The sequence below is a fragment of the Kribbella sp. CA-245084 genome, assembly GCF_050942355.1.
In the GTDB taxonomy this organism is placed as follows: Bacteria; Actinomycetota; Actinomycetes; order Propionibacteriales; family Kribbellaceae; genus Kribbella.
The window spans coordinates 8,514,976-8,536,289 of the sequence record NZ_CP192053.1 but is presented as its reverse complement, the minus strand read 5'-3'; the positions used below and the strand labels follow the sequence as shown (position 1 = coordinate 8,536,289).

Genomic DNA, 21,314 nt, shown 5'->3' with positions numbered 1-21,314 from the left:
GCGTGATACCGATCCGGCAACGGCCGTGGGGATCAGGTACTGCGGACTGGGTATGGTTCACCGGTCGGTTGTGAGGCAGCTGAGACGAGGTGGTTCGAGTGCGGCGCGTGCTTGCCGTGGCGCTGGCAATGGTCGTGGGTGCGACCTTGCTGACCGCGTGTGCCTCGGATCCGGCGCCGAGCGATGTGTCGGTGGCCTGGGCGCCCAAGGGCCGGGCGGCGGTGCTGGTGACCTGGAAGGACACCAACCAGCCGAACCGGATCACGATCGAGGGTGTGCTCAGCGAGAGCCCGTCGTACGTGAAGTACGTCCCGGCCGGTGACCCGAACCACTGGGAGATCCCGACCTCGGCGTTCCCGCCGGACGGGAACTACAAGGTCGCGGTGGCGACCGGTACGTCGCAGGGCGGCGTGACCAGCAAGCTCACCAAGTCGCCCGTGTTCGACACCGACGGGCCGGTGCGCCCGAGTGCGGCCGCGGTCGCTCCGCAGGGGCGCGGCGTGCTGATCAGATGGTCGGTGCCGGTTGCGCCGCAGGACTTCACCCCGAACGACCCGCTGGACATCAAGGGCAAGAAGACGCAGCGGTACGTGCCGATGGTCGGACGGCCCGGTCAGATGCTGAAGGCGATCGGCCCGGCGACCATGTCGAACCGGCAGGTGATCAAGAGCATCAAGCCGCCGTACGCCTTCCAGCTCCGGACGACGAACGAGTGGAGCACGCAGATCGGCGGTCAGGTCCTCGGTCTGACCAGCTCGATCAGCGGCGTAGTGCCGCCGCTGGCGCAGTACAGCGTGCCGATCCGGGTCCGCGGGCGGGTCATCCTGCACCAGGTCGGCTGCGACCTGGAGAGCCCGTGCACGAGTCAACGGGCGACACCGGCCGGGGTGCCGGTCGTGGTCCTCACGCAGGTCACGCCGGGTGCGCGGTGGACCCCGGCGGGGCGCGGTGCCACGACGGCGGGCGGGTACTACGACGTCGGCGTAGCGACCACGGGGAGCCGGCCGTACAAGATCACCGTGCCGGTGTATTCGAAGGCGGGCATGATCACCGGGACGTCGACGAGCAAGCCGGGGTACACGAAGAGTGTGGTCCGGGTCGCCTCCGGCGGGTTCGCCGGTGGGGACACGGCGAAGAAGGCCGGCTCGATGGTGACGATCTCGTTGACGGTCAAGCCGGCCATGAACACGACCGTGATGCTGCAGGCCTGGAACCGGCAGACCCGCACCTGGGCGAACCTCAAGGCGATGGCGATGCGGCAGGGCCAGACCGCGCTGGCATTCAAGGCCGGGCAGCCGGGCGACTTCGTCTACCGGTTCGTGATCCCCGGCCCGATGATGTTCGGCCGTCCGATGCAGGGCATCACCACGGCCGGCCTGCAGCTACACGTCCGCTGACTCGGCCGGCTTCGGCGTCGGTTCCGGTACGTCGTGGGGCTTGCGGACCTTGTGGACGACGTACAGCGTGACCACGACGACCGCGATCCCGACCAGCGCCCACAGCGACACCCGGCCGAAGATCTTGTCGGCGTTGTCGCCGATCTTGTACGCGACGATGCCGATCGTGGCCGACCAGGCGATACCGCCGGCGGCGTTGGCGGCCAGGAAGCGCGGGTAGTGCATCCGCAGCATGCCGGCCATCGGGCCCGCGAAGATCCGCAGCAGCGCGACGAACCGGCCGAAGAACACCGTCCAGACGCCGTACTTGTGGAAGTACTTCTCGGCGCGGACGATCCGGTCCTCGGAAAAGTGGTGGAACCGCTTGCCGAGTCGCTCGAACAATCGACGGCCTGCCTTGCGACCGACGAAGTACCCGATCGAGTCGCCGATGATCGCGCCCGTTGCTGCCGCGAGGATCACGAACTCGATCCGCAGATGGTGCTGCGAGGCGAGCAGGGCGGCCGCGATCAGCGTGGTCTCACCCGGCAGCGGTATGCCGATGCTCTCGACGCCGATGACGAGTCCGACCACGAGATAGGCGAGGATCGCCACACCGGTCGGGATGGCGATCGCCTGCGCGAGCAACAGAGGTTCCCCCATGCACCCATAGTGACATCGAGGGACAACCGATTTGGTGACGGGGCAATAAAGTCGTGGCCGGTCGTCCCACGCCTACTGCGCGGCACTCGGCACGGCACCTCGCCGCACGGGTGCAAAGGGAACGATGCTCCGCATCGACCCCTTCGCCCCCGCGCGCCGATGCACCGCACCGAGCACCTGCTCGCTACGGCGTGGGACGACCAGCCACGACTTATCCCCGGGAAATCTCAGGGTTGTGCCCGTTCTCCGACGGGATTGCCGGTGGGGTCGGCGCGGTGTCGCCGGTGAACGCCTTGGTGACGTTCTGCAATGCGCTGGTGACCTCGGACGGAATGACCCAGAACGTGTTGCCGGGGCCCTTCGCCAGTTCGGGCAGCATCTGCAGGTACTGGTAGGCGAGCAGCTTCGGGTCCGGGTCGTTGCGGTGGATCGCCTCGAACACCGTGTCGATCGCCTTCGCCTGGCCCTCGGCCCGCAGGATCGCGGCCTGCCGGTCGCCCTCCGCGGTCAGGATCCGCGACTGCCGCTGACCTTCGGCGTTCAGGATCGCGGCCCGCTTCTCCCGCTCGGCCCGCATCTGCTTCTCCATCGACTCCTTGATCGACGCCGGCGGCTCGATCGCCTTCAGCTCGACCCGGTTCACCCGGATACCCCATTTGCCGGACGCCTCGTCGAGTACGCCGCGCAGGATCGAGTTGATGTGCTCGCGCGAGGTCAGCGTCTTCTCCAGGTCCAGGCTGCCGATCACGTTTCGCAGCGTGGTGACGGTCAGCTGCTCGATCGCCTGGATGTAGTTGTAGATCTCGTACGCCGCTGCGCGCGGATCGGTGACCTGGAAGTACAGGACCGTGTCGATGTGGACGACCAGGTTGTCCTCGGTGATGACGGAGTTCGGCTGGAACGAGACCACCTGCTCACGCAGATCGATCAGCGGCCGGGGGCGGTCGACGAACGGGATCACGACGTTCAGCCCGGGCTCCAGCGTGCGAAGGTACCGGCCGAGGCGCTCGACGTTGCTCGCCCGGGCCTGCGGGACGATGCGGACGGTCCGCAGTACCAGCACGACCGCGAGCAATGCGACGACGATTCCGATGATCAGTTCGGCCATGGCTCCTCCTGGGGATGGACGAGGGCGGTGGCCCCCTCGATGGCGAAAACGTCGACCCGGGTGCCCGCGGGGATGTGCAGGTGGGGGTCGTACGAACGGGCGCTCCACTCTTCGCCGCCGATCCGGACCCGGCCGTCGTCCCGGTCACAAGCAGCGAGCACCACGGCCTCTCGTCCGATCAGGGCGGCGACCCCGGTGCGCAGATGCGGATGCCCGGTCAGATGCCTGCGCGCCACCGGCCGGACCAGGACGGCCAGCGTGGCGGCGGTGACCGTGAAGGCGAGCACCTGGAAGCCGATACCGAGTCCGATCCCGGCGATCGCACCCGCGGAGAGCGCTGCGATGGCGAGCAGGAGCAGGTCGAAGGTCGCTGCCATCAACTCAGCCGTGCCGAGGACGGCGGCGACGATCACCCAAAGCACCCAGGACTGCATGACATGTACCTCTACTTCGAAGGTACTCCTGGATACGTCGTTGTGTTGCTAACGGTTCAGCTCTCTTCCGGAGCCTTCCCGATCGGTACGACGGCGTACAGCGAACTGATCTGCCGGGCGTCGGCCGGGTGGTCGCTCTGCGTGCGCTTCTTCTTGAACCGGTCGACCAGGTCGTTCAGCTCCTTGCCGAACCGGACGGCCTCTTCGTGGGTCAGCCACAACCGGGACCGGCTCAGCGTGCTGACTTCGTCCCACGGGTCCTCGTCGGACAGGTCCTGGAACTGCTCGAGTACGCCGTTCATCGCGGTGCGCATGATCGCGTGGCCCGCCAGCCGCCCGGCTCCCGCGCTGGTGGAGTCGATCCGGAGGCTCGCCGCCCGCGCCCGCCACGGGCGCTCGCGGCCGTCGGCGGACTCCTCGGCGCGCTCGATGATGCCCCACTTCTCCAGCGCCCGCAGGTGGTAGCTCATCGCCGACGGCGTGAGGCCGGCGATCTCCGCGCACTCGGTCGCGGTCAGCACCTTGCCGTTGTAGAGCTCGTCGATCACCCGCTGCCGGGCCGGGTGGGCCAGGGCACGGATCGCCTGCGGATCGGAGATCACCACGACGGGCTTCTGCTTGGCCACGACGTCAGCGTAGCGAACCCCTTGACGGATCGGAATATGAAGCATTAACTTCACATCTATGAAGCAAACCCTTCAGACTTCGATCTGGTCGCACCGCGACATCCGCCTGGTGCTGCCCGCCCGTGCGCTCTCCTATGCAGGTGACTCGATCGCGCTGATCGCGTTGATGCTGCGCGTGTCCGACGGCCACGGCCCGGCCGCGGTCACCGCCCTGCTGCTCGCGTTCGCCGTACCGACCGTCGCGACGATCCCGTTCGCCGGGCGGATCGTGGACGGGTTCGATTCCCGCACGGTCCTGGTCTGGTCGGGTTTGCTGCAGGTCGTGGCCGGCGTCGGCCTCGCCTTCGTGCACGACCTGGTCAACACGCTGCTCCTGGTCTGCGTTCTCCAAGTAGGACAGGCCGTCGCCGGTCCCGCGTGGGGAGCGCTGATCCCGCGGATCGTCGGCGAGCAGCTGGTCGGCCGGACCACCGGGACGAGCCAGGCCCTGATCGGGGTTGCGACACTGGCCGGCTCGGCGGCCGGCGGTCTGCTGGTCGGTGCGGCGGGGACCCGTGGTGCACTGCTCGTCGACGCCGGGAGCTTCCTGGTTCTCGTCCTGGTCGCCCGAATGGTTCAGACCCGTCGCCGGCCGGAGCCGGCGAAGGATGGTGAGCAGGGCGGCGTGATGCCCGGACTGCGGGCGATCTTCGGCGACGACCTGCTGCGGATCCTCGTCCCGGCGCTCTGGCTGTTCGTCGTGGTCGGCGAGGCGGTCAACGTCGTCGAGGTCTTCCTGATCACCCGCGAGCTCGGCCTCGGCCCGTCCTTGTACGGCGCTGCCGGCGCGGCCACCGGCCTCGGTGCGATCGCCGGCGCCTGGTACAGCGGCCGGCTGCGTGCCGACCTCGGACGGTCGTGGGGCATCGTCGCCGGGATGGCGGCCATCGGCGGCTCCTGTGTGCTGATGGGTCTGGCCGGCAACTTCGTGACGCTGATGATCGGAGCGACCACGATCGGCGTCGGCAGCGGGATGCTGAACGCGGCGACCAGCGCGCTCGTGGTGACGAGGTCGGCCGAGCACGTCCGCGGCCGCGTGATCGCGGCCCTCAACGGAACGGTCCGGTCGTTCAGCATCCTCGCCCTGCTGCTGGGCGGCGCGGCCGGTGCGCTGCTCGGTCCGCGGGCGACGTTCGTGACCTGCGGGATCGCCTGTGCGGCGGCTGCGGCGGTGGCCGGTGCGTTCGTGCTGCGGGTAAAGGATTCGGAGCTGGAGGCGGTCAGTCACTAGCCTTGAGCCATGACAGATACGCACGTGGACCCGGTGAACCCCGACGACGGGCAGGACGACCTGCCCGAGCAGATGCGGGTTCGCCGGGAGAAGCGTGACCGTTTGGTGGCTGAAGGCGTCCCGCCGTACCCGATCTCGGTGCCGCGGACGCACCTGCTGAAGGACCTGCGGGCGAAGTACGACAGCCAGGACCTGGAGCCCGACACCCGGACCGGTGAGCAGGTCTCGGTGGTCGGCCGGGTGATCTTCCTGCGCAACACCGGCAAGCTGTGCTTCGTCCGGCTCCGGGAGGGCGACGGGACCGAGCTGCAGGTGATGCTGTCGCTGGCCGATCTGGGCGAGGAGGAGCTGGCCAGGTTCAAGCAGCTCGTCGACATCGGCGACCTGATGGCTGTTCAGGGCGAGGTCATCACCAGCCGGCGCGGCGAGCTGTCGGTGCAGGTGACCAGCTGGCAGATGGCCGCCAAGACGCTGCGCCCGCTGCCGAACGAGTACAAGCCGCTCAGCGAAGAGGCCCGCGTCCGGATGCGGTACGTCGACCTGATCGTCCGGCCCGAGGCCCGCGAGATGGTCCGCGCGAAGGCAGCCGTGCTGAAGTCGCTGCGCGCGACGTACGACGAGCACGGCTTCGTCGAGGTCGAGACGCCGGTGCTGCAGCTGACCAACGGCGGCGCCGCGGCCCGCCCGTTCAGCACGCACCTGAACGCGTTCGACCAGGAGATGAAGCTGCGGATCGCGCTCGAGCTCGACCTCAAGCGCGCGATGATCGGCGGCGTCGACCGGGTCTACGAGATCGGCCGCACGTTCCGCAACGAGGGGCTGGACTCCACCCACTCGGCGGAATTCTCGATGATCGAGGCCTATCAGGCGTACGGCGATTACGACTCGATGGCCGAACTCATCCAGGAGCTGATCCGGAACGCCGGCCGTGCGATCGGTCGTACGACGATCACTGGGCGCGACGGGTCGACCGTCGACATCGAGCAGCCGTTCCAGCACGCGACGCTTTTCGGGCTGCTCTCCGAAGCGGTCGGCGAGAGCGTCGACGTGACCACCGACCTGGCCGCTCTGACCAAGTTGGCCGAGCAGCACGACGTTGAGCTGCAGCCGGGCCGGAATGCCGGGGAGATCGCGGTCGACTTGTTCGAGAAGCTCTGTGAGCACACGCTGATCCAGCCCACCTTTGTCCGCGACTATCCGGAGTCGGCGCGGCCGTTGGCCAAGCCGCACCGCGAAATTCCGGGCCTGGTCGAGGCCTGGGACCTGTTCTTCAACGGCGTCGAGCTCGGGGTGGCGTACTCCGAGCTGAACGACCCGGTGATCCAGCGCGATCGCCTGGTGTCGCAGTCGTTGCTGGCCGCGGCCGGCGATCCGGAAGCGATGGAGCTGGACGAGGACTTCCTCCGGGCGATGGAATTCGGGATGCCGCCGGCCGGCGGCATGGGGATGGGCCTGGACCGGTTGGTGATGCTTCTCACCGGGACCGGTATCCGGGAGACGATTCTCTTCCCGTTGCTGCGGCCGGAATGATGCTCCGAATCCCTCCGCAGATCGTTGCATAGCACAACGGACTCGTTCGGCAAATCCGGGGTCAATTCATTCCGGTCCAGCCGGTTTCGGACGGGATGAATACTCAAAGTTACGATGGCGGTGCGGCGTCGATGAATGACACGAACCCGGTTTGTGCGGTACAAATCAGGTGCTAACAATTCGGCAGGGGGATTGTGCCCGATGGCGGGCGCGGAAAGGTTGTCATCGATGGCGCAAAGGGTTCAGGTGGTTCTCGAGGACGATCTCGACGGCGGTAAGGCCGACGAGACCGTTACCTTCGGGCTGGACGGAACGACGTACGAGATCGACCTGTCCAAGAAGAACGCCGCAAAACTGCGTGACGCACTGGCCGCATATGTCGGCTCGGGGCGCCGGGTTTCCGGCCGCCGCGGCGGTGCGGGCCGGACGCGTGGCCGGGGCCGTTCGGCGTCGGACTCCGCCGACATCCGGGCCTGGGCCAAGGAGAACGGCTACGAGGTCAGCGAGCGGGGCCGGATCTCCGCCGAGGTGCGCGCGGCGTACAACGAAGCCAAGTAACTTTTCCGGACACCGGTCCCGGCCCCCTGCAAAGGGTGCCGGGACCGTCCGCATTCCGGTTGTTTCACAGAGTGGGACACGGCGTGTCGGATCTGGTGACTGACCGGACAGGTAGTTGGGGAAATTCGCTGGTGGCGAACATGCTGTCTGATCGGGTCCACCCGGGAACACGCTGGTGATCAGTGCGGTTGTCCCCTTGTGATGCCATCCGGGCAGTCGGTGGGAGCGTGATCGGGTGTTCGCCGAGAGCGAGCCTGTCGGCACCGGGGACTAGCATGCATGTACGGGGGTCGGCCACCACGGCACGTCCGACTCCTCTGAGGCAAGGAGCGCTTTGGCGATGTTTGAACGATTTACGGACCGCGCCCGTCGGGTAGTCGTCCTGGCTCAGGAAGAGGCCAGGATGCTCAGTCACAACTACATCGGGACCGAGCACATCCTGCTCGGCCTGATCCACGAGGGTGAAGGGGTCGCCGCCAAGGCTCTCGAGAGCCTGGGTATCTCGCTCGAGGCCGTTCGTTCCCAGGTCGAGGAGATCATCGGCCAGGGGCAGCAGGCCCCGAGCGGGCACATCCCGTTCACCCCCCGCGCCAAGAAGGTGCTGGAGCTCTCCCTGCGCGAGGCCCTGCAACTGGGCCACAACTACATCGGCACCGAGCACATCCTGCTCGGCCTCATCCGCGAGGGTGAAGGTGTCGCCGCGCAGGTCCTGGTCAAGCTCGGTGCGGACCTGAACAAGGTCCGGCAGCAGGTCATCCAGCTGCTGAGCGGTTACCAGGGCAAGGAGACGACCTCTGCCGGTGCGCCCGCCGAGGGCGCCCCCAGCAGCTCCCTGGTGCTCGACCAGTTCGGCCGGAACTACACCCAGTCCGCTCGTGAGGCCAAGCTCGACCCGGTGATCGGGCGCGAGATGGAGATCGAGCGGGTCATGCAGGTGCTGTCCCGGCGGACCAAGAACAACCCTGTCCTGATCGGTGAGCCGGGCGTCGGCAAGACCGCCATCGTGGAAGGTCTGGCCCAGCAGATCGTCCGTGGTGACGTCCCGGAGACGCTGAAGGACAAGCAGATCTACTCCCTCGACCTGGGCGCCCTGGTAGCCGGTTCGCGCTACCGCGGTGACTTCGAGGAACGCCTGAAGAAGGTGCTCAAGGAGATCCGCACCCGCGGCGACATCGTGCTGTTCATCGACGAGATCCACACCCTCGTCGGGGCCGGTGCGGCCGAGGGCGCGATCGACGCCGCGAGCATCCTGAAGCCGATGCTGGCCCGTGGTGAGCTGCAGACGATCGGTGCGACCACCCTCGACGAGTACCGCAAGTACGTCGAGAAGGACGCCGCGCTCGAGCGCCGGTTCCAGCCGATCCAGGTGGCTGAGCCCTCGATCGCACACACGATCGAGATCCTCAAGGGCCTCCGCGACCGGTACGAGGCGCACCACCGGGTGACGATCACCGACGCCGCGCTGGTGAACGCCGCGCAGATGGCCGACCGGTACATCTCGGACCGGTTCCTGCCAGACAAGGCGATCGACCTGATCGACGAGGCCGGGGCCCGGTTGCGGATCCGCCGGATGACGGCTCCGCCGGACCTGCGCGAGTTCGACGAGAAGATCGCGACCGTTCGCCGGGAGAAGGAGTCCGCGATCGACGCGCAGGACTTCGAGCGCGCCGCCCGGCTGCGTGACGACGAGAAGAAGCTCATCAACGCGAAGTCCGAGCGGGAGAAGCAGTGGAAGGCCGGCGACATGGATGTCGTCGCCGAGGTCGACGAGGAGCTGATCGCCGAGGTGCTGAGCACCGCGACGGGCATCCCCGTGTTCAAGCTGACCGAGGAAGAGTCGTCCCGGCTGCTCGACATGGAGAAGGAACTCCACAAGCGCTACATCGGCCAGGAGGACGCGGTCAAGGCGCTGTCCCGTTCGATCCGGCGTACTCGCGCCGGGCTGAAGGACCCGCGTCGCCCGAGCGGCTCGTTCATCTTCGCCGGCCCGTCCGGTGTCGGTAAGACCGAGCTGTCGAAGGCGCTGACCGAGTTCCTGTTCGGCGACGAGAACGCGCTGATCAGCCTCGACATGTCGGAGTACTCGGAGAAGCACACGGCCTCCCGGCTGTTCGGTTCGCCTCCCGGGTACGTCGGCTACGAAGAGGGTGGCCAGCTGACCGAGAAGGTCCGCCGCAAGCCGTTCTCCGTGGTGCTGTTCGACGAGGTGGAGAAGGCCCACCCGGACATCTTCAACTCGTTGCTGCAGATCCTGGACGAGGGTCGTCTGACCGACGCCCAGGGCCGCGTGGTCGACTTCAAGAACACCGTCATCATCATGACCACGAACCTGGGCACCAAGGACATCGCCAAGTCGGTGAGCCTCGGCTTCTCCCAGGCGAACGATGTCGGCGGCTCGTACGAGAAGATGAAGGCGAAGGTCACCGAGGAGCTCAAGCAGCACTTCCGGCCCGAGTTCCTGAACCGTGTCGACGAGATCGTGGTCTTCCACCAGCACACGATGGAGGACATCGTCCGGATCGTGGACCTGATGGTCGCCCAGATCGAGCAGCGGCTGAAGGACAAGGACATGGGGATCGAGCTCACCCCGGCGGCGAAGAAGCTGGCCGCCGAGCGTGGCTTCGACCCGGTGCTGGGTGCTCGTCCGTTGCGTCGCGCACTGCAGCGTGACATCGAGGACGTGCTGGCCGAGAAGATCCTGTTCGGGGAGCTGCGTCCCGGCCAGATCGTCCTGGTCGACGCGGTGCCCGAGGGCAAGGTCAACGACGACGGCGTGACCGAGTTCTTCAAGTTCACCGGTGCCGAGAAGTCCTCGACGTCCGACCTGGAGCTGACCGACCTGACCGCCGGCGGCAGCAACGGTCCGACTTCCGGCGTCCAGGACACGTAACCGACGCCAACCCAGAAGGCCCCGCTCCGGCGGGGCCTTCTGCATGTCCGGAGTACTGCGCCGCGGTTCTGCGTATCGGTGCGACACGCCTGATTTGCGCGAAGGCTACTGACTGGTCGTATCGTCCTGCGGAGCGTGACCACTTCGATACGGGAGTGGGTCGCGCCCGCCAACGTATCGATGGGAAGATCGCGCAACTGCTGATGAAGCAGTTACCTACCGCCTGTCTACTGCGTTGTTAACCCTGTGAGCACGCTGTTCGGACCCGGACTGTCGGAAAGGGGGCCGGGGATGGAATCATCTCGTCGCATGGACGCTCCGCGTCTGCCCCTGACCCAGGAACCGGTCGCTGACACCGGTTCCTTTGGCGTGCGGCAGGCCGGCGGCGTACTCGAGCGGGCCCAGCGGATCGCGGACACGCTGCGCGAGCAGGCCGAGCACGAGAACGATGTGGCCCGCGACGAGGCCGGCCGGATCCGCGCCGAGAACGAGCAGCTGAAGGCCGAGGCCGAGGCCGCCGCCCGGAAGCTCCGGACCGACGCGATGGCGGCTGCCCAGCGGGTCCTGAACGACGCGGAGCGCTCCGCCGAGCAACTCCGCACCGATTCCAAGGCCGAGGCCGAGCGAGTCCGCTCCGAGGCCGAGGAAGCCGCCAACCGGCTGCGTGCGGAGTCCACCGGCGAAGCCGATCGGGTGCGTCGGGATGCTGCCGCCGCGGCCGACAAGCTGACCAGCGATGCCAACGCGGAAGCCGATCGGGTCCGTTCCGAGGCCACCGCGATCGCGGAGCGGCTGAAGACCGAGTCGGAGTCCGCCGCAGAGCAGCTGCGCGCCACTGTCGCCGACGAGGTCGCGAAGCGCCGGGCGGAGTCGGAGGCCGCGGCCGAGCAGTTGCAGATCGAGAGCCAGGCGACCGCAGACCAGTTGCGGGCCGAGTCGCAGGCTGCGGCGCAGCGCCGGATCGCTGCCGCCGAGAGCGAAGCAGCACGTCTGAAGGACGAGGCCGACGAGCTGCTCGAAGAGGCCCAGCTCGCCCGCGAGTCCGCGCAGGCCACCGTCGAGCGGGCCGGCAAGGAAGCGCAGCAGCTCGTCTCGGATGCAGGCGAGCAGGCCGCGCTGGTCTCACAGGCCGCCGTACGCAACGAGGCCGACCTGATCGCCCGCTCCGAGGCCGAGGCGAGCGACCTGCGGGCCGCGGTCGACCGCGAGGTCGAGGTGGCCAGGGAGAAGTCCCGTCGCGAGATCGGCGAGGCGCATGCCGAGATCGAGCGGCTGCGCGGCGAGAACCGCACCGAGCTCGAGCGCCGTACTGCGGAGCTGGAGGAGACCGAGCGGGCCAAGCTGGCGTCGATCTCGCTGGAGATCGACAAGCTGCGGGCCGAGGCCGTCGCCGAGATCGCCGAGCGCAAGGCCGAGGCCGAAGCCGGCAACGAGCGGCTGATGGCCGACGCGAGGGCCCAGGCCAAGCTCGTCGTCGACTCGATCGAGGCAGACCGGCGGACGGCGTCCGCCGAGGCGCAGCGGATCGTCGAGGACGCGAACCGGTCGGCCGAGCTGGCGATGGCCGAGGCCGAGAAGCAGACGCTGTGGAGCAAGAAGACCGTCGATGACCTGATCGGCGCCGCCGAGACCGAGGCGCAGTCGATCCGCGACGCGGCCGCCGCCGAAGCCACCGAGCTGATGCGTCAGAAGCGTGCGCATCTGCGCCGCGTCGTCGGCCGTTCGACCAGCCGCCTGAAGCAGACCCAGGACGCGATCGCCAAGGAGAACGCGGAGCTGACCACGCTCGCCGAGACGACGCTGTACGCCGCCGGCGAGCAGGCCGAGGCGACGCTGGCCGCCGCGAAGCAGGAGGCCGAGAAGGTCACCGCCCAGGCGCAGGTCCGGGCCGACCGGCTGAAGGGCTCGGCCGCGAACGACGCCCGCGAGATCATCGAGCGGGCCAACCGTCGTGAGGCCGAGGCAGAGTCCGCGACCCAGCATCTGCGCGAGCGCGCGGCCAACGACCTGGCCGAAGCACAGCGTCAGTCGCACGAGCTGATCCGCAGGTCGCGGGGCGAAGCCCAGCAGTTGGAGGCGCAGGCGCGCGACCACGCCGATAGTCTTCGCGCACAGGCACGAAAACTTCTCGCCGAAGCCGAGGCGAGGGTCGCGGCGTTGAACCAGCGCCGTGATGAGATCACCAAGGAGCTCACCCAGCTTTCGGGTGTGATCGAGGCACTCGCTGTACCGGGGTTCCGCCCAGGTGGTGGAATGTCCTCCAGTGAGGGTTCCACGGGGGAATCAGGATGAGGACGTGACAGTCAGATCCTTGTCAGTGACAATGTGTGATCCACCCACCCATCGAAGTGAGCATCGGAAAACATGAGCAGTGAAAGCCCAACCCCGTTCCGTACCGTTCTGCGTGGCTACGAGCCTGCCCAGGTGGATCAGCACATCCGTGAGCTGACCACCTCTCTGACTGCGCTGCAGCAGCAGTCCGAGCAGCTGCAGCGTCATGTGCAGGAGCTGCAGTCCCGCACGGACGCAGCGGAAGCGGCCGTCATCTCCGCCCAGGAGGACTCCAAGGACCGGACGCCGACGTTCACCGAGTTCGGTGAGCGCGTCGCGAAGATCCTGTCGCTGGCCGACGACGAGGCCCGTGACCTGGTGACCCGCGCGCGCACCGATGCGGAGGCGATCGTCGCCGACGGTGAGTCGCACGCGAAGAAGGTCCGCAAGGAGGCCGAGCAGTACTCCCTGGACTGGAAGAGCGAGGTCGACGCAGAGGCCGCCCGGATCCTCGAAGAGGCCCGGACCCAGGCCGACGACATGCGCGACGAGGCCGAGCGCGACGCCACTGCGCGCCGCAGCGAGGCCCAGGCGCTGTACGAGCAGGAGCGGGCCAAGTCCGCTCAGGCCGCGGCCGCCTTCGAGACCACCCTGGCCGAGCGCCGGGGCAAGGTCGAGCAGGAGTTCGCTGCCCGCACCGCGCTGGCCGAGCAGCAGCTGGCCGCCGTCACCGACCGCGCCGCCCAGGTGCAGCGGGAGGCCGACCGGTCGCGTTCCGAGGCCGAGCGGTTGTCGCAGCAGCAGCTGGCCGACGCCAACCGGCAGGCCCAGGAGATCGTCGCCGCCGCGAAGGACAAGTCCGAGCGGATCCGCGCCGAGTCCGAGCGTGAGCTCGCCGCCGCGACGCAGCGTCGTGACAGCATCAACGCGCAGCTGACCAACGTCCGCCAGATGCTGGCGACGCTGTCCGGCAGCCCGGCGATGCCGCTCGACCTGCTGGCCGACGACGAAGAAGCACCCGCCGGCAGCAAGAAGAACTGAAGCACCGCTAAGAGGCCGGCTCGAGTTCGTCGAGCCGGCCTCTTGCTCATTCGGGGAGCCGGTAACGCTTGCGGGCGAGCGGTTCTACGAGGCCGTCGGCAACTAATCCGTCCAGCGCACGTTCGCGCTGCACGGCATCCGGCCAGGACGCGTCCAGCTTGTCCTTGGGCACGGGCGCCGACGCGGCCCGCAGGACGGCGAGGAGCCGGCCGCGGGCTTGGCGGTCGGTGCCTTCGTAGGTCTGACCGCGGCGCGGCGGGCCGTCGTACGGCGGGCTGCCGGCGCGGACCCATGCGCAGCGCGAGCGGATCGGGCAGTCGGCGCATCGCGGCGTACGGGCGGTGCAGATGAGTGCGCCGAGCTCCATCGAGGCGACGGCCCAGCGGGCGGCTGTCGGCTCGTCAGCCGGGAGCGCACTGGTTGCCAGGCGCTGATCTGCGGCGGTGGGGGAGATGCTCGGCTGGGCGACGCCGGTCAGGGCTCGGGCGAGGACCCGGCGGACGTTGGTGTCGACGACGGCATGACGTTGGCCGAAGGCAAACGATGCGATCGCGGCAGCCGTGTATGTCCCGACGCCCGGCAGTGCGAGCAGTGCGGCGTGGTCGTCCGGCACTTCGCCGCCGTGACGCTCCACAATCGCCTGAGCCGCCGCGTGCAGCCGCAAGGCGCGCCTGGGGTACCCGAGCCGGTCCCAGGCCCTTACAGCCTCACCAGGGGCCGCTGCGGCCAGGTCCACCGGCTTCGGCCACCGCTCCAACCAGCTCCGGTACGCCGGCAGCACCCGGTTCACCGGTGTCTGCTGCAGCATGAACTCGCTGACCATGACCGCCCACGCTCCGGCATCCGGCTCCCGCCACGGCAGTGACCGGGCATTGGCGTCGTACCAACGCAGTACCGGGTCGTGGAGAGCGGTGGCTAGCGGCGAGCCTGACTGGTCGAGCACAGGGCCGATATTAGAGTGCGCTTCATGAGCAGCCTGCTCCGTCCGGTCGGGCACCTGCCCGCCAGCGTGTACTGGTTCCGCCGGGGACTGGTGCTCGCGGTCGTAGTTGTGCTGGTCTTTCTGATCTCCCGGCTCTTCTCCGGCGACGGCGACGCGCAGAACACCGCCGCGACCGACCCGCAGCCGAACCCGTCCGGCGCCCCGCCGGCCTCGGCCCCGAGCACCTCATCGAGTACGACGCCGTCGCGGACACCGACTCCGAAGCCGACGAAGACAACGCCACCCGCGGACCTGGCCTGCAAGGGCTCCGACGTACGCATCGACGCGTTGCCGGGCAACCGGAAGATCGTCTCCGGCTCGGTGCTGAACTTCGTGGTCCAACTGAGCCCGGTCGACGACGAGTGCAAGGCCGCGATCAGCAACGACAAGCTGACCGTGACCGTCACGTCGGGCAATGACCTGATCTGGAGCACCAGCCAATGCAGCAAGGTGATCCAGAGCGCCACGCTGGTCGTTGCCAAGAGCAAGCAGGCGGCGTTCACGGTGCCGTGGAACGGGCACCGTTCCGGGCCTGGCTGTCTACCGGGTCAACCGGTCGCCAAGCCCGGAACGTACGTCGTCAAAGCCGAGTACGACGGCCACCTGTCCAGCGCACAGGCCTTCCAGGTCGTCTGATCAGGCGGCCTTGGCCTGCTGGGGCGCGTCGTCGGTCTTCTTCTGCAGGTGCGACGGTGCCACGAACAGCAGCGCCGCAGCCAACCCGATCAGCAGTACTGCGGCCGGCAGGATGAGCGACTGCGCCATCGAGTCGCTGAAGCCTTGCCGCACGGCCTCCGGCAACTTGCCGGTGAACCCTTCGGACGCGCCCCCGGCCACCCCCGGCAGGTTGTGTGCCAGCCGCGACTCCATCAGTACGGCGATGCTCGCACTGCCCAGGACCGCGCCGACCTGACGAGTCGTGTTGTAGACGCCTGCACCGGCGCCGGCCTGGTGCATCGGCAGGTTCCGCGTAGCGGTCGTGCCGATCGGCGCCCACATGAAGCCGTTGGCAACACCAAGCAGTGCGATCGGCAGCAGCAGCTTCCAGATCGCGACGTCGGGCTCGATCACCTGGCTCATCCAGAACATCGACACCGAGCAGCACAGCAGCCCGAACCCGGCGATGAACCGCGGCGGCGTACGGTCGACCAGCCGGCCGACGAACGGCGCGAGCGCACCGGAGATGACCGCCATCGGCACGAGCAGCAGCGCCGACTTGGTTGGCGACAGCCCGCGGACGGCCTGTGCGTACAGCATCAGCGGGAACGCCATCGCGGTGATCGCGAACCCGACCGTGGTGATCGAGACGTTCGCCAGCGAGAAGTTGCGGTCCTTGAACAGGCTCAGCGGCAGCAACGGCTCGCCGCGGTTGCGGGACTGCCAGAAGACGAAGATCGCCAGCACGACCAGGCCGGAGATGATCAGCGACCAGACCGTGATCGGGCCCTTGATCTGACCCCAGTCGTACTTCTGCCCCTCCTGGATGCCGAACACCAGCAGGAACAGGCCGACCGCGCTCAGCACGACGCCGATCAGGTCGAACTTGTGCTTGTGCGTCGGCAGGTCCGGCACCAGCCGCATCGCCAGGAAGAAGCCGACCACGCCGACCGGCGCGTTGATGAAGAAGATCCACTGCCAGCCGAGCCCGTCGACGAGCACACCGCCGAGGATCGGGCCGACCAGCGTCGCCACGCCGGCGGTCGCACCCCACAGGCTCATCGCCCGGCCGCGCTGGTCCGGCGGGAAGATCCGGGTGATGACGGCCATCGTCTGCGGCGTCATCATCGAGGCGCCGAGACCCTGGAAGACCCGGGCCACGATCAGCATCTCGATCGAGTTGGTGAGCCCGCACCAGACCGACGCGAGCGTGAACAACGCCAGTCCGGTCAGGTAGAGCTTCTTCGGGCCGACCCGGTCGCCGAGGCGTCCGGTGATCAGCAGCGGTACGGCGTACGCCAGCAGGTAAGCGCTCGTCACCCAGACCACGGTGCCGACGTCCGACCCGAGGTCCTCGAGGATCGCGGGGGTCGCGACCGACACGATGGTCGAGTCGACCAGGATCATGAAGAAGCCGAGCACCAACGCCCACAGTGCGGGCCAGGGCCGCACCTCGGGCCTCACTGCGTCTTGTCCGGTTGCCATTCCAGGTCCTTGCTCTCGATACGTTCGATGATGGTGGTGAGCCAGTCGCGTTCGGCCGCGACCTGGGCTCGGACATAGGTGCCGGCCAGCCAGTACGGCTCCGGGACGTCCCGGGCCTTGGCACTGGCCATCGCCTTGTCCACGTCGGCCAGCCAGAAGTCCATCTCCTCGATCCGGCGGCGGAACCGCAGTACGGCGTCCTCGGCCTCGAGGTTGTGCGCCTCGGCCAGGAACACCGGGAAGACCGGGTACTCGTAGACGAAGGTCTCGATACCGCTCTCGACCCGCCGGACCATCGCCTCGCGGCCGGCCGGGGTGAGCTCGTACGTCGTCCGCTCGGGGCGGTTCCCGGCCCGCTCGGTGCCGATCGCCCGGACGTACTCCTGCCCGGCCAGCCGCTCGACCGTGTGGTAAAGCGAACCGGGCCGGACCTTCACGATCCGGTGGTTGTGCCGGCTGACGAGCAGTTGGTACATCTCGTAGGCGTGCATCGGCTTCTCCTCGAGCAACGCCAGCACCGAGATCGCCAGCGGGGTGAGGTCGGCCATGATCCTCCAGGTGGATTGTTCCGCGCCAAATGTTCCATGTGGAGTATTAGCCGATCCGCGCTGGAATGCAAGACGCCTCCGGCTCTTTCACGAACCGGAGGCGTCTAGTGACTACGAGTGGTCAGACGTAGCGTTCCAGGATGCTGGACTCGGCCAGGCGGGACAGGCCCTCGCGGACCGTGCGGGCGCGGTTCTCGCCGACGCCCTCGACCGTCTGCAGGTCGTCGATGCTTGCCGCGAGCAACTTCTGCAGGTGGCCGAAGTGGTCGATCAACCGGTCGATGACGGCACCCGGGAGACGCGGCACCTTGGCCAGCAGCCGGTAGCCGCGTGGGGTGACCGCGGCGTCGAGCTGCTCGGCGCCGCCGAGCTGCAGGGCGCGGGCGACCTGGCCGATGTCGAGCAGATCCGTCGGGCTGACCGCATCGAGCTCGAGCAGTACGTCGTCGGCCGTCTTGGGCCGGCGACCCGTGGCCGGCGGGAGGTAGTCGCGGACGACCAGCTCGCGTTCGCCGGCGACACCGGCGACGAGCTCGTTGAGCTGGAGCGTGAGCAGCCGGCCGTCGGTGCCGAGCTCGACGACGTACCCGTCGATCTCGGTGGCGATCCGGCGAACCATCTCGAGCCGCTGCGCGACCGCGGCCACGTCCCGGACCGTGACCAGGTCCTCGATCTCCAGCGCGGACAGCGTGCCGGACACCTCGTCCAGGCGCAGCTTGTACCGCTCGAGGGTGGCCAGGGCCTGGTTCGCGCGGGACAGGATCGCGCCGGAGTCCTCCAGCACGTACCGCTGGTCGTCGACGTACAGCGCGATGATGTGCATCGACTGCGAGACCGAGATCACCGGGAACCCGGTCTGCCGCGCCACCCGGTCGGCGGTCCGGTGCCGGGTGCCGGTCTCCTGGGTGACGATCGCCGGATCCGGCATCAGGTGTACGGCGGCCTGGATCAGCCGGGTCGCATCGCGGTCGAGGACGATCGCGCCGTCCATCTTGCTGAGCTCGCGCAATCCGGTCGCGGTGAACTCGACGTCGATCTCGAAGCCGCCGGTGGCGATCGCGTCGACGGCCTTGTCGTGACCGAGCACGATCAGTGCGCCGGTCCGGCCGCGCAGGATCCGTTCCAGGCCTTCGCGCAGTTCGGTGCCGGGCGCGACCGCCGCGAGTGTCGAGCGCAGGCGGGCGCCGGTGCTGTTCTTGTCCGTGTTCGGTGCCACGGAACCTGAGTCTATGCGGTTACGCGGATGCAGTTGTGCGGATATCTGCCGCTCGGCCGGGCGCACGCGGTGCAGCGCGGTCCGCAGTCGCGGTTGCGCGTGCACCCGCCCGTGCATCCGGACCGTGCACTACTGGATTCCCGCGTGATCACGCGGGACGGCGGTACGACGGTTGTCGCGTCAGGGGCAGCGGATGACCTGGCCGGCGTACGACAGGCCGCCGCCGAATCCGAACAGCAGCACCGGCGCGCCGGACGGGATCTCGCGCTTCTCGACCAGCTTCGACAGTGCGATCGGGATGCTCGCGGCCGAGGTGTTGCCGGACTCCACGACGTCCTTCGCGACCACCGCGTTGGTCGCGCCGAGCCGCTTCGCGAGCGGCTCGATGATGCGCAGGTTGGCCTGGTGCAGGACGACGCCGCCGAGGTCCTCGGGCTTCAGCCCGGCCTTCTCGCAGACCTGCTGGGCGATCTCGGGCAGCTGCGTGGTGGCCCAGCGGAAGACGCTCAGGCCCTCCTGCTGGAACGGGCCCTCGCGGCCCTCGATCCGCACTGCGTCGGACATCTCCGGCACCGAACCCCAGACCACCGGGCTGATCCCGGGGTCCTCGTCGGCGACCACGACGGCCGCGCCGGCGCCGTCGCCGATCAGCACGCAGGTGGTGCGGTCGGTCCAATCGGTCCAGTCGCTGAGCTTCTCGACGCCGATCACGACGGCCTTCGTCGCGGCGCCGGCCCGGATCGCCTGGTCGGCGGTGGCCAGCGCGTACGCGAACCCGGAGCAGGCGGTGTTCAGGTCGATCGCGGCCGGGTTGCCGAGGCCGAGCCGGGCGGCGACGCGGGCGGCGATGTTCGGCGAGCGGTCGATCGCCGTACAGGTGGCGACGACCACGTAGTCGATCTCGGCGATGTCCAGGCCGGCGTTCGCGATCGCCTTGTCGGCGGCGCGCCAGGCCATCTCGTCGACGGACTCGTCCGGGGCCGCGATCCGGCGCTCGCGGATGCCGACCCGGCTCTGGATCCACTCGTCGTTGGTCTCGACCATGGTGGCGAGCTCGTCGTTGGTGAGCACCCGTTCCGGCTGGTAGTGGCCGAGCGCGACAACTCTTGATCCGGTCATCAGGTGCTCCTGCAGTCATCCGGGGGATACCCAGGTTCAACGATGAACCCGGCGTGGGGGCGCCCCCAGAGTACGTTCCCGACCGGGAGTCTGTTGATCCCCCGTCCGTCCTGTGGCGGGGAACACAACCCTCAGGCGAGACCGGCGGCCATCAGTGCCGACGGCAGGTCCGGAGCGGCGAAGGTACGCAGGCCGTACTTCTTCTGGATGTCCATCGGCTTGAGGTCCTTGCTCCGGTTCGGGATGTCGGCCGGGACGATCGCCTTGGTGAATCCGAGCCGGGCCGCCTCCGCGAGCCGCTTCTCCAGACCGCCGACCCGCCGGACCTCGCCGGCCAGGCCGACCTCGCCGATCGCGATCAGTCCGGGGTGGATCGGCTTGTCCATCACCGAGGACGCGACCGCGATCGCGACGGACAGGTCCGCGACCGGCTCGGTGATCTTCACGCCGCCGACGGTCGCGACGTACACCTCTTTGTCGGTCAGCTTCAGCCCGGCCCTGTTCCCGAGCACGGCGAGCACCATCGCGACTCGCGACGACTCCAACCCGGACGTGGTCCGGCGCGGTTGTGGTGCCGCGGACGGCCCGACCAGCGCCTGTACTTCGGCCAGCAGCGGGCGACGGCCCTCCATCATCACGGTCACGCACGTCCCGGCGACGGGCTCGGCGTGCTCGGACACGAACAGGCCGGTCGGGTCGGTGACCTCGACGATCCCGGTGTCGACCATGTCGAAGCAGCCGACCTCGTCCGACGGGCCGAACCGGTTCTTGGTCGCGCGCACCATCCGGAACCCCGAATGCCGGTCGCCGTCGAACGCGAGCACCACGTCGACGAGGTGCTCGAGCATCCGCGGACCGGCGATCGCGCCGTCCTTGGTCACGTGGCCGACCAGCACGACCGCGATGTGCCGCTCCTTCGCGAGCCGGACCAACGCGCCGGTCACCTCGCGAACCTGCGTCACGCCGCCCGGTGCGCCGTCGACCTCGGGATGCGCCATCGTCTGCACCGAGTCGATCACCAGGAAGGCCGGCTCGACCGCGTCGATCTGCCCGACCACTGCGGACAGGTCGGTCTCCGCAGCAAGAAAGAGTTCGTCGACGAGAGCGTCCGTCCGGCCGGCGCGCAGCCGCACCTGAGCAGCCGACTCCTCGCCGGAAACGTAGAGAGTGCGCTGGCCGCCGCGTGCCGATTGCGCCGCGACCTCGAGCAGCAGGGTGGACTTGCCGACACCCGGCTCACCCGCGAGCAGGATCACCGCGCCCGGCACGACGCCGCCGCCGAGCACGCGGTCGAGCTCGCCGATGCCGGTCGGTCGCGACTCGGCCTCGATCGCGGACACCTTGGCGATCGGCATCGCGGGCGAGGACACCGGACCCGCCGTGATCCGCGCGGCCTTGGGCGCACCGACCTCGGCGACCGTGCCCCAGGCCTGGCACTCGCCGCACCGCCCGATCCAGCGCGCCGAGGTCCATCCGCACTCCGAGCACGCGTACGCGGACTTCCCCTTCGCCTGTGTCGCTGCCTTCGCCATGGCACCAA

At 68.6% G+C, this 21,314-nt stretch carries 18 protein-coding genes; 8 read left to right on the top strand and 10 right to left on the bottom strand.

Annotated features, from left to right (window positions below):
• The first annotated feature begins 98 nt into the window (after positions 1-98).
• Positions 99-1,397 carry a hypothetical protein gene (locus tag ACQPYH_RS40975; protein WP_432883109.1) on the top strand — a complete coding sequence of 433 codons (1,299 nt, stop codon included), beginning with the start codon at positions 99-101 and terminating at the stop codon, positions 1,395-1,397.
• Here ACQPYH_RS40975 and ACQPYH_RS40970 read toward each other — a convergent pair.
• The 4 genes from ACQPYH_RS40970 to ACQPYH_RS40955 form a co-directional block, all read right to left on the bottom strand.
• Positions 1,383-2,039, bottom strand: coding sequence for a DedA family protein (locus tag ACQPYH_RS40970; protein WP_432883106.1), 657 nt, complete (start codon positions 2,037-2,039; stop codon positions 1,383-1,385). The two genes, ACQPYH_RS40975 and ACQPYH_RS40970, sit on opposite strands and share 15 nt — an antisense overlap.
• A gap of 211 nt (positions 2,040-2,250) precedes the next feature.
• Positions 2,251-3,147 (bottom strand): SPFH domain-containing protein, encoded by an 897-nt coding sequence (locus ACQPYH_RS40965; protein ID WP_432883104.1) that lies wholly within the window; start codon positions 3,145-3,147, stop codon positions 2,251-2,253.
• The gene (locus ACQPYH_RS40960; RefSeq protein ID WP_432883102.1) at positions 3,135-3,581 is read right to left on the bottom strand and encodes an NfeD family protein; all 447 of its coding nucleotides are present in this window, start codon (positions 3,579-3,581) and stop codon (positions 3,135-3,137) included. Before ACQPYH_RS40960 ends, ACQPYH_RS40965 begins: the two co-directional genes overlap by 13 nt.
• A 56-nt stretch (positions 3,582-3,637) precedes the next feature.
• Positions 3,638-4,207, bottom strand: a complete 570-nt coding sequence (locus tag ACQPYH_RS40955; protein ID WP_432883099.1) for an ArsR/SmtB family transcription factor — start codon at positions 4,205-4,207, stop codon at positions 3,638-3,640.
• A 58-nt stretch (positions 4,208-4,265) separates the two neighbouring features.
• Here ACQPYH_RS40955 and ACQPYH_RS40950 point away from each other — a divergent pair, with 58 nt between their 5' ends.
• The 6 genes from ACQPYH_RS40950 to ACQPYH_RS40925 all read left to right on the top strand — a co-directional run bounded on the left by ACQPYH_RS40950 (position 4,266) and on the right by ACQPYH_RS40925 (position 13,767).
• Complete coding sequence (locus ACQPYH_RS40950; RefSeq protein ID WP_432883097.1) at positions 4,266-5,477, top strand: MFS transporter; 1,212 nt, start codon at positions 4,266-4,268, stop codon at positions 5,475-5,477.
• A gap of 9 nt (positions 5,478-5,486) precedes the next feature.
• Positions 5,487-7,007 (top strand): lysine--tRNA ligase, encoded by a 1,521-nt coding sequence (gene lysS / locus ACQPYH_RS40945; RefSeq protein ID WP_432883094.1) that lies wholly within the window; start codon positions 5,487-5,489, stop codon positions 7,005-7,007.
• 228 nt (positions 7,008-7,235) lie between these two features.
• Positions 7,236-7,565 carry a histone-like nucleoid-structuring protein Lsr2 gene (locus ACQPYH_RS40940; protein WP_134109801.1) on the top strand — a complete coding sequence of 110 codons (330 nt, stop codon included), beginning with the start codon at positions 7,236-7,238 and terminating at the stop codon, positions 7,563-7,565.
• Between the two features lie 340 nt (positions 7,566-7,905).
• Entirely contained in the window at positions 7,906-10,455 is a 2,550-nt protein-coding gene (locus ACQPYH_RS40935; RefSeq protein WP_432883091.1) for an ATP-dependent Clp protease ATP-binding subunit, read from the top strand.
• Between the two features lie 309 nt (positions 10,456-10,764).
• Complete coding sequence (locus ACQPYH_RS40930; RefSeq protein WP_432883088.1) at positions 10,765-12,747, top strand: kinetoplast-associated-like protein; 1,983 nt, start codon at positions 10,765-10,767, stop codon at positions 12,745-12,747.
• A 132-nt stretch (positions 12,748-12,879) separates the two neighbouring features.
• The gene (locus ACQPYH_RS40925; RefSeq protein WP_432883086.1) at positions 12,880-13,767 is read left to right on the top strand and encodes a DivIVA domain-containing protein; all 888 of its coding nucleotides are present in this window, start codon (positions 12,880-12,882) and stop codon (positions 13,765-13,767) included.
• A 46-nt stretch (positions 13,768-13,813) separates the two neighbouring features.
• Here the strand turns inward: ACQPYH_RS40925 and ACQPYH_RS40920 are convergent, their stop codons facing one another.
• Entirely contained in the window at positions 13,814-14,710 is an 897-nt protein-coding gene (locus tag ACQPYH_RS40920; RefSeq protein WP_432883083.1) for an A/G-specific adenine glycosylase, read from the bottom strand.
• Between the two features lie 24 nt (positions 14,711-14,734).
• Between ACQPYH_RS40920 and ACQPYH_RS40915 the strand changes: the two genes are divergently transcribed.
• The gene (locus ACQPYH_RS40915; RefSeq protein ID WP_432883081.1) at positions 14,735-15,385 is read left to right on the top strand and encodes a hypothetical protein; all 651 of its coding nucleotides are present in this window, start codon (positions 14,735-14,737) and stop codon (positions 15,383-15,385) included.
• Here the strand turns inward: ACQPYH_RS40915 and ACQPYH_RS40910 are convergent, their stop codons facing one another.
• The 5 genes from ACQPYH_RS40910 to radA form a co-directional block, all read right to left on the bottom strand.
• On the bottom strand, positions 15,386-16,891 hold the full coding sequence (locus tag ACQPYH_RS40910; RefSeq protein ID WP_432883079.1) for a DHA2 family efflux MFS transporter permease subunit: 1,506 nt from the start codon (positions 16,889-16,891) through the stop codon (positions 15,386-15,388).
• Positions 16,867-17,439 carry a PadR family transcriptional regulator gene (locus ACQPYH_RS40905; RefSeq protein WP_432883077.1) on the bottom strand — a complete coding sequence of 191 codons (573 nt, stop codon included), beginning with the start codon at positions 17,437-17,439 and terminating at the stop codon, positions 16,867-16,869. The genes ACQPYH_RS40910 and ACQPYH_RS40905 overlap by 25 nt, the downstream gene beginning before the upstream one ends.
• A gap of 121 nt (positions 17,440-17,560) precedes the next feature.
• Entirely contained in the window at positions 17,561-18,655 is a 1,095-nt protein-coding gene (disA, locus tag ACQPYH_RS40900; RefSeq protein ID WP_432883075.1) for a DNA integrity scanning diadenylate cyclase DisA, read from the bottom strand.
• Positions 18,656-18,835: 180 nt separating this feature from the next.
• Positions 18,836-19,774, bottom strand: coding sequence for a beta-ketoacyl-ACP synthase III (locus ACQPYH_RS40895; RefSeq protein WP_432883072.1), 939 nt, complete (start codon positions 19,772-19,774; stop codon positions 18,836-18,838).
• Positions 19,775-19,905: 131 nt separating this feature from the next.
• Entirely contained in the window at positions 19,906-21,306 is a 1,401-nt protein-coding gene (radA, locus tag ACQPYH_RS40890; RefSeq protein WP_432883070.1) for a DNA repair protein RadA, read from the bottom strand.
• Positions 21,307-21,314: the final 8 nt, after the last annotated feature.

Bases quoted from the DNA above. Each gene is read 5' to 3' on its own strand.
- ACQPYH_RS40950 (WP_432883097.1), top strand. From the start codon at position 4,266: ATGAAGCAAACCCTTCAGACTTCGATCTGGTCGCACCGCGACATCCGC.
- ACQPYH_RS40940 (WP_134109801.1), top strand. From the start codon at position 7,236: ATGGCGCAAAGGGTTCAGGTGGTTCTCGAGGACGATCTCGACGGCGGT.
- ACQPYH_RS40970 (WP_432883106.1), bottom strand. From the start codon at position 2,039: ATGGGGGAACCTCTGTTGCTCGCGCAGGCGATCGCCATCCCGACCGGT.
- ACQPYH_RS40965 (WP_432883104.1), bottom strand. From the start codon at position 3,147: ATGGCCGAACTGATCATCGGAATCGTCGTCGCATTGCTCGCGGTCGTG.
- ACQPYH_RS40905 (WP_432883077.1), bottom strand. From the start codon at position 17,439: ATGGCCGACCTCACCCCGCTGGCGATCTCGGTGCTGGCGTTGCTCGAG.
- ACQPYH_RS40960 (WP_432883102.1), bottom strand. From the start codon at position 3,581: ATGCAGTCCTGGGTGCTTTGGGTGATCGTCGCCGCCGTCCTCGGCACG.
- ACQPYH_RS40915 (WP_432883081.1), top strand. From the start codon at position 14,735: ATGAGCAGCCTGCTCCGTCCGGTCGGGCACCTGCCCGCCAGCGTGTAC.
- ACQPYH_RS40935 (WP_432883091.1), top strand. From the start codon at position 7,906: ATGTTTGAACGATTTACGGACCGCGCCCGTCGGGTAGTCGTCCTGGCT.
- ACQPYH_RS40910 (WP_432883079.1), bottom strand. From the start codon at position 16,891: ATGGCAACCGGACAAGACGCAGTGAGGCCCGAGGTGCGGCCCTGGCCC.
- ACQPYH_RS40930 (WP_432883088.1), top strand. From the start codon at position 10,765: ATGGACGCTCCGCGTCTGCCCCTGACCCAGGAACCGGTCGCTGACACC.
- ACQPYH_RS40895 (WP_432883072.1), bottom strand. From the start codon at position 19,774: ATGACCGGATCAAGAGTTGTCGCGCTCGGCCACTACCAGCCGGAACGG.
- lysS (WP_432883094.1), top strand. From the start codon at position 5,487: ATGACAGATACGCACGTGGACCCGGTGAACCCCGACGACGGGCAGGAC.
- radA (WP_432883070.1), bottom strand. From the start codon at position 21,306: ATGGCGAAGGCAGCGACACAGGCGAAGGGGAAGTCCGCGTACGCGTGC.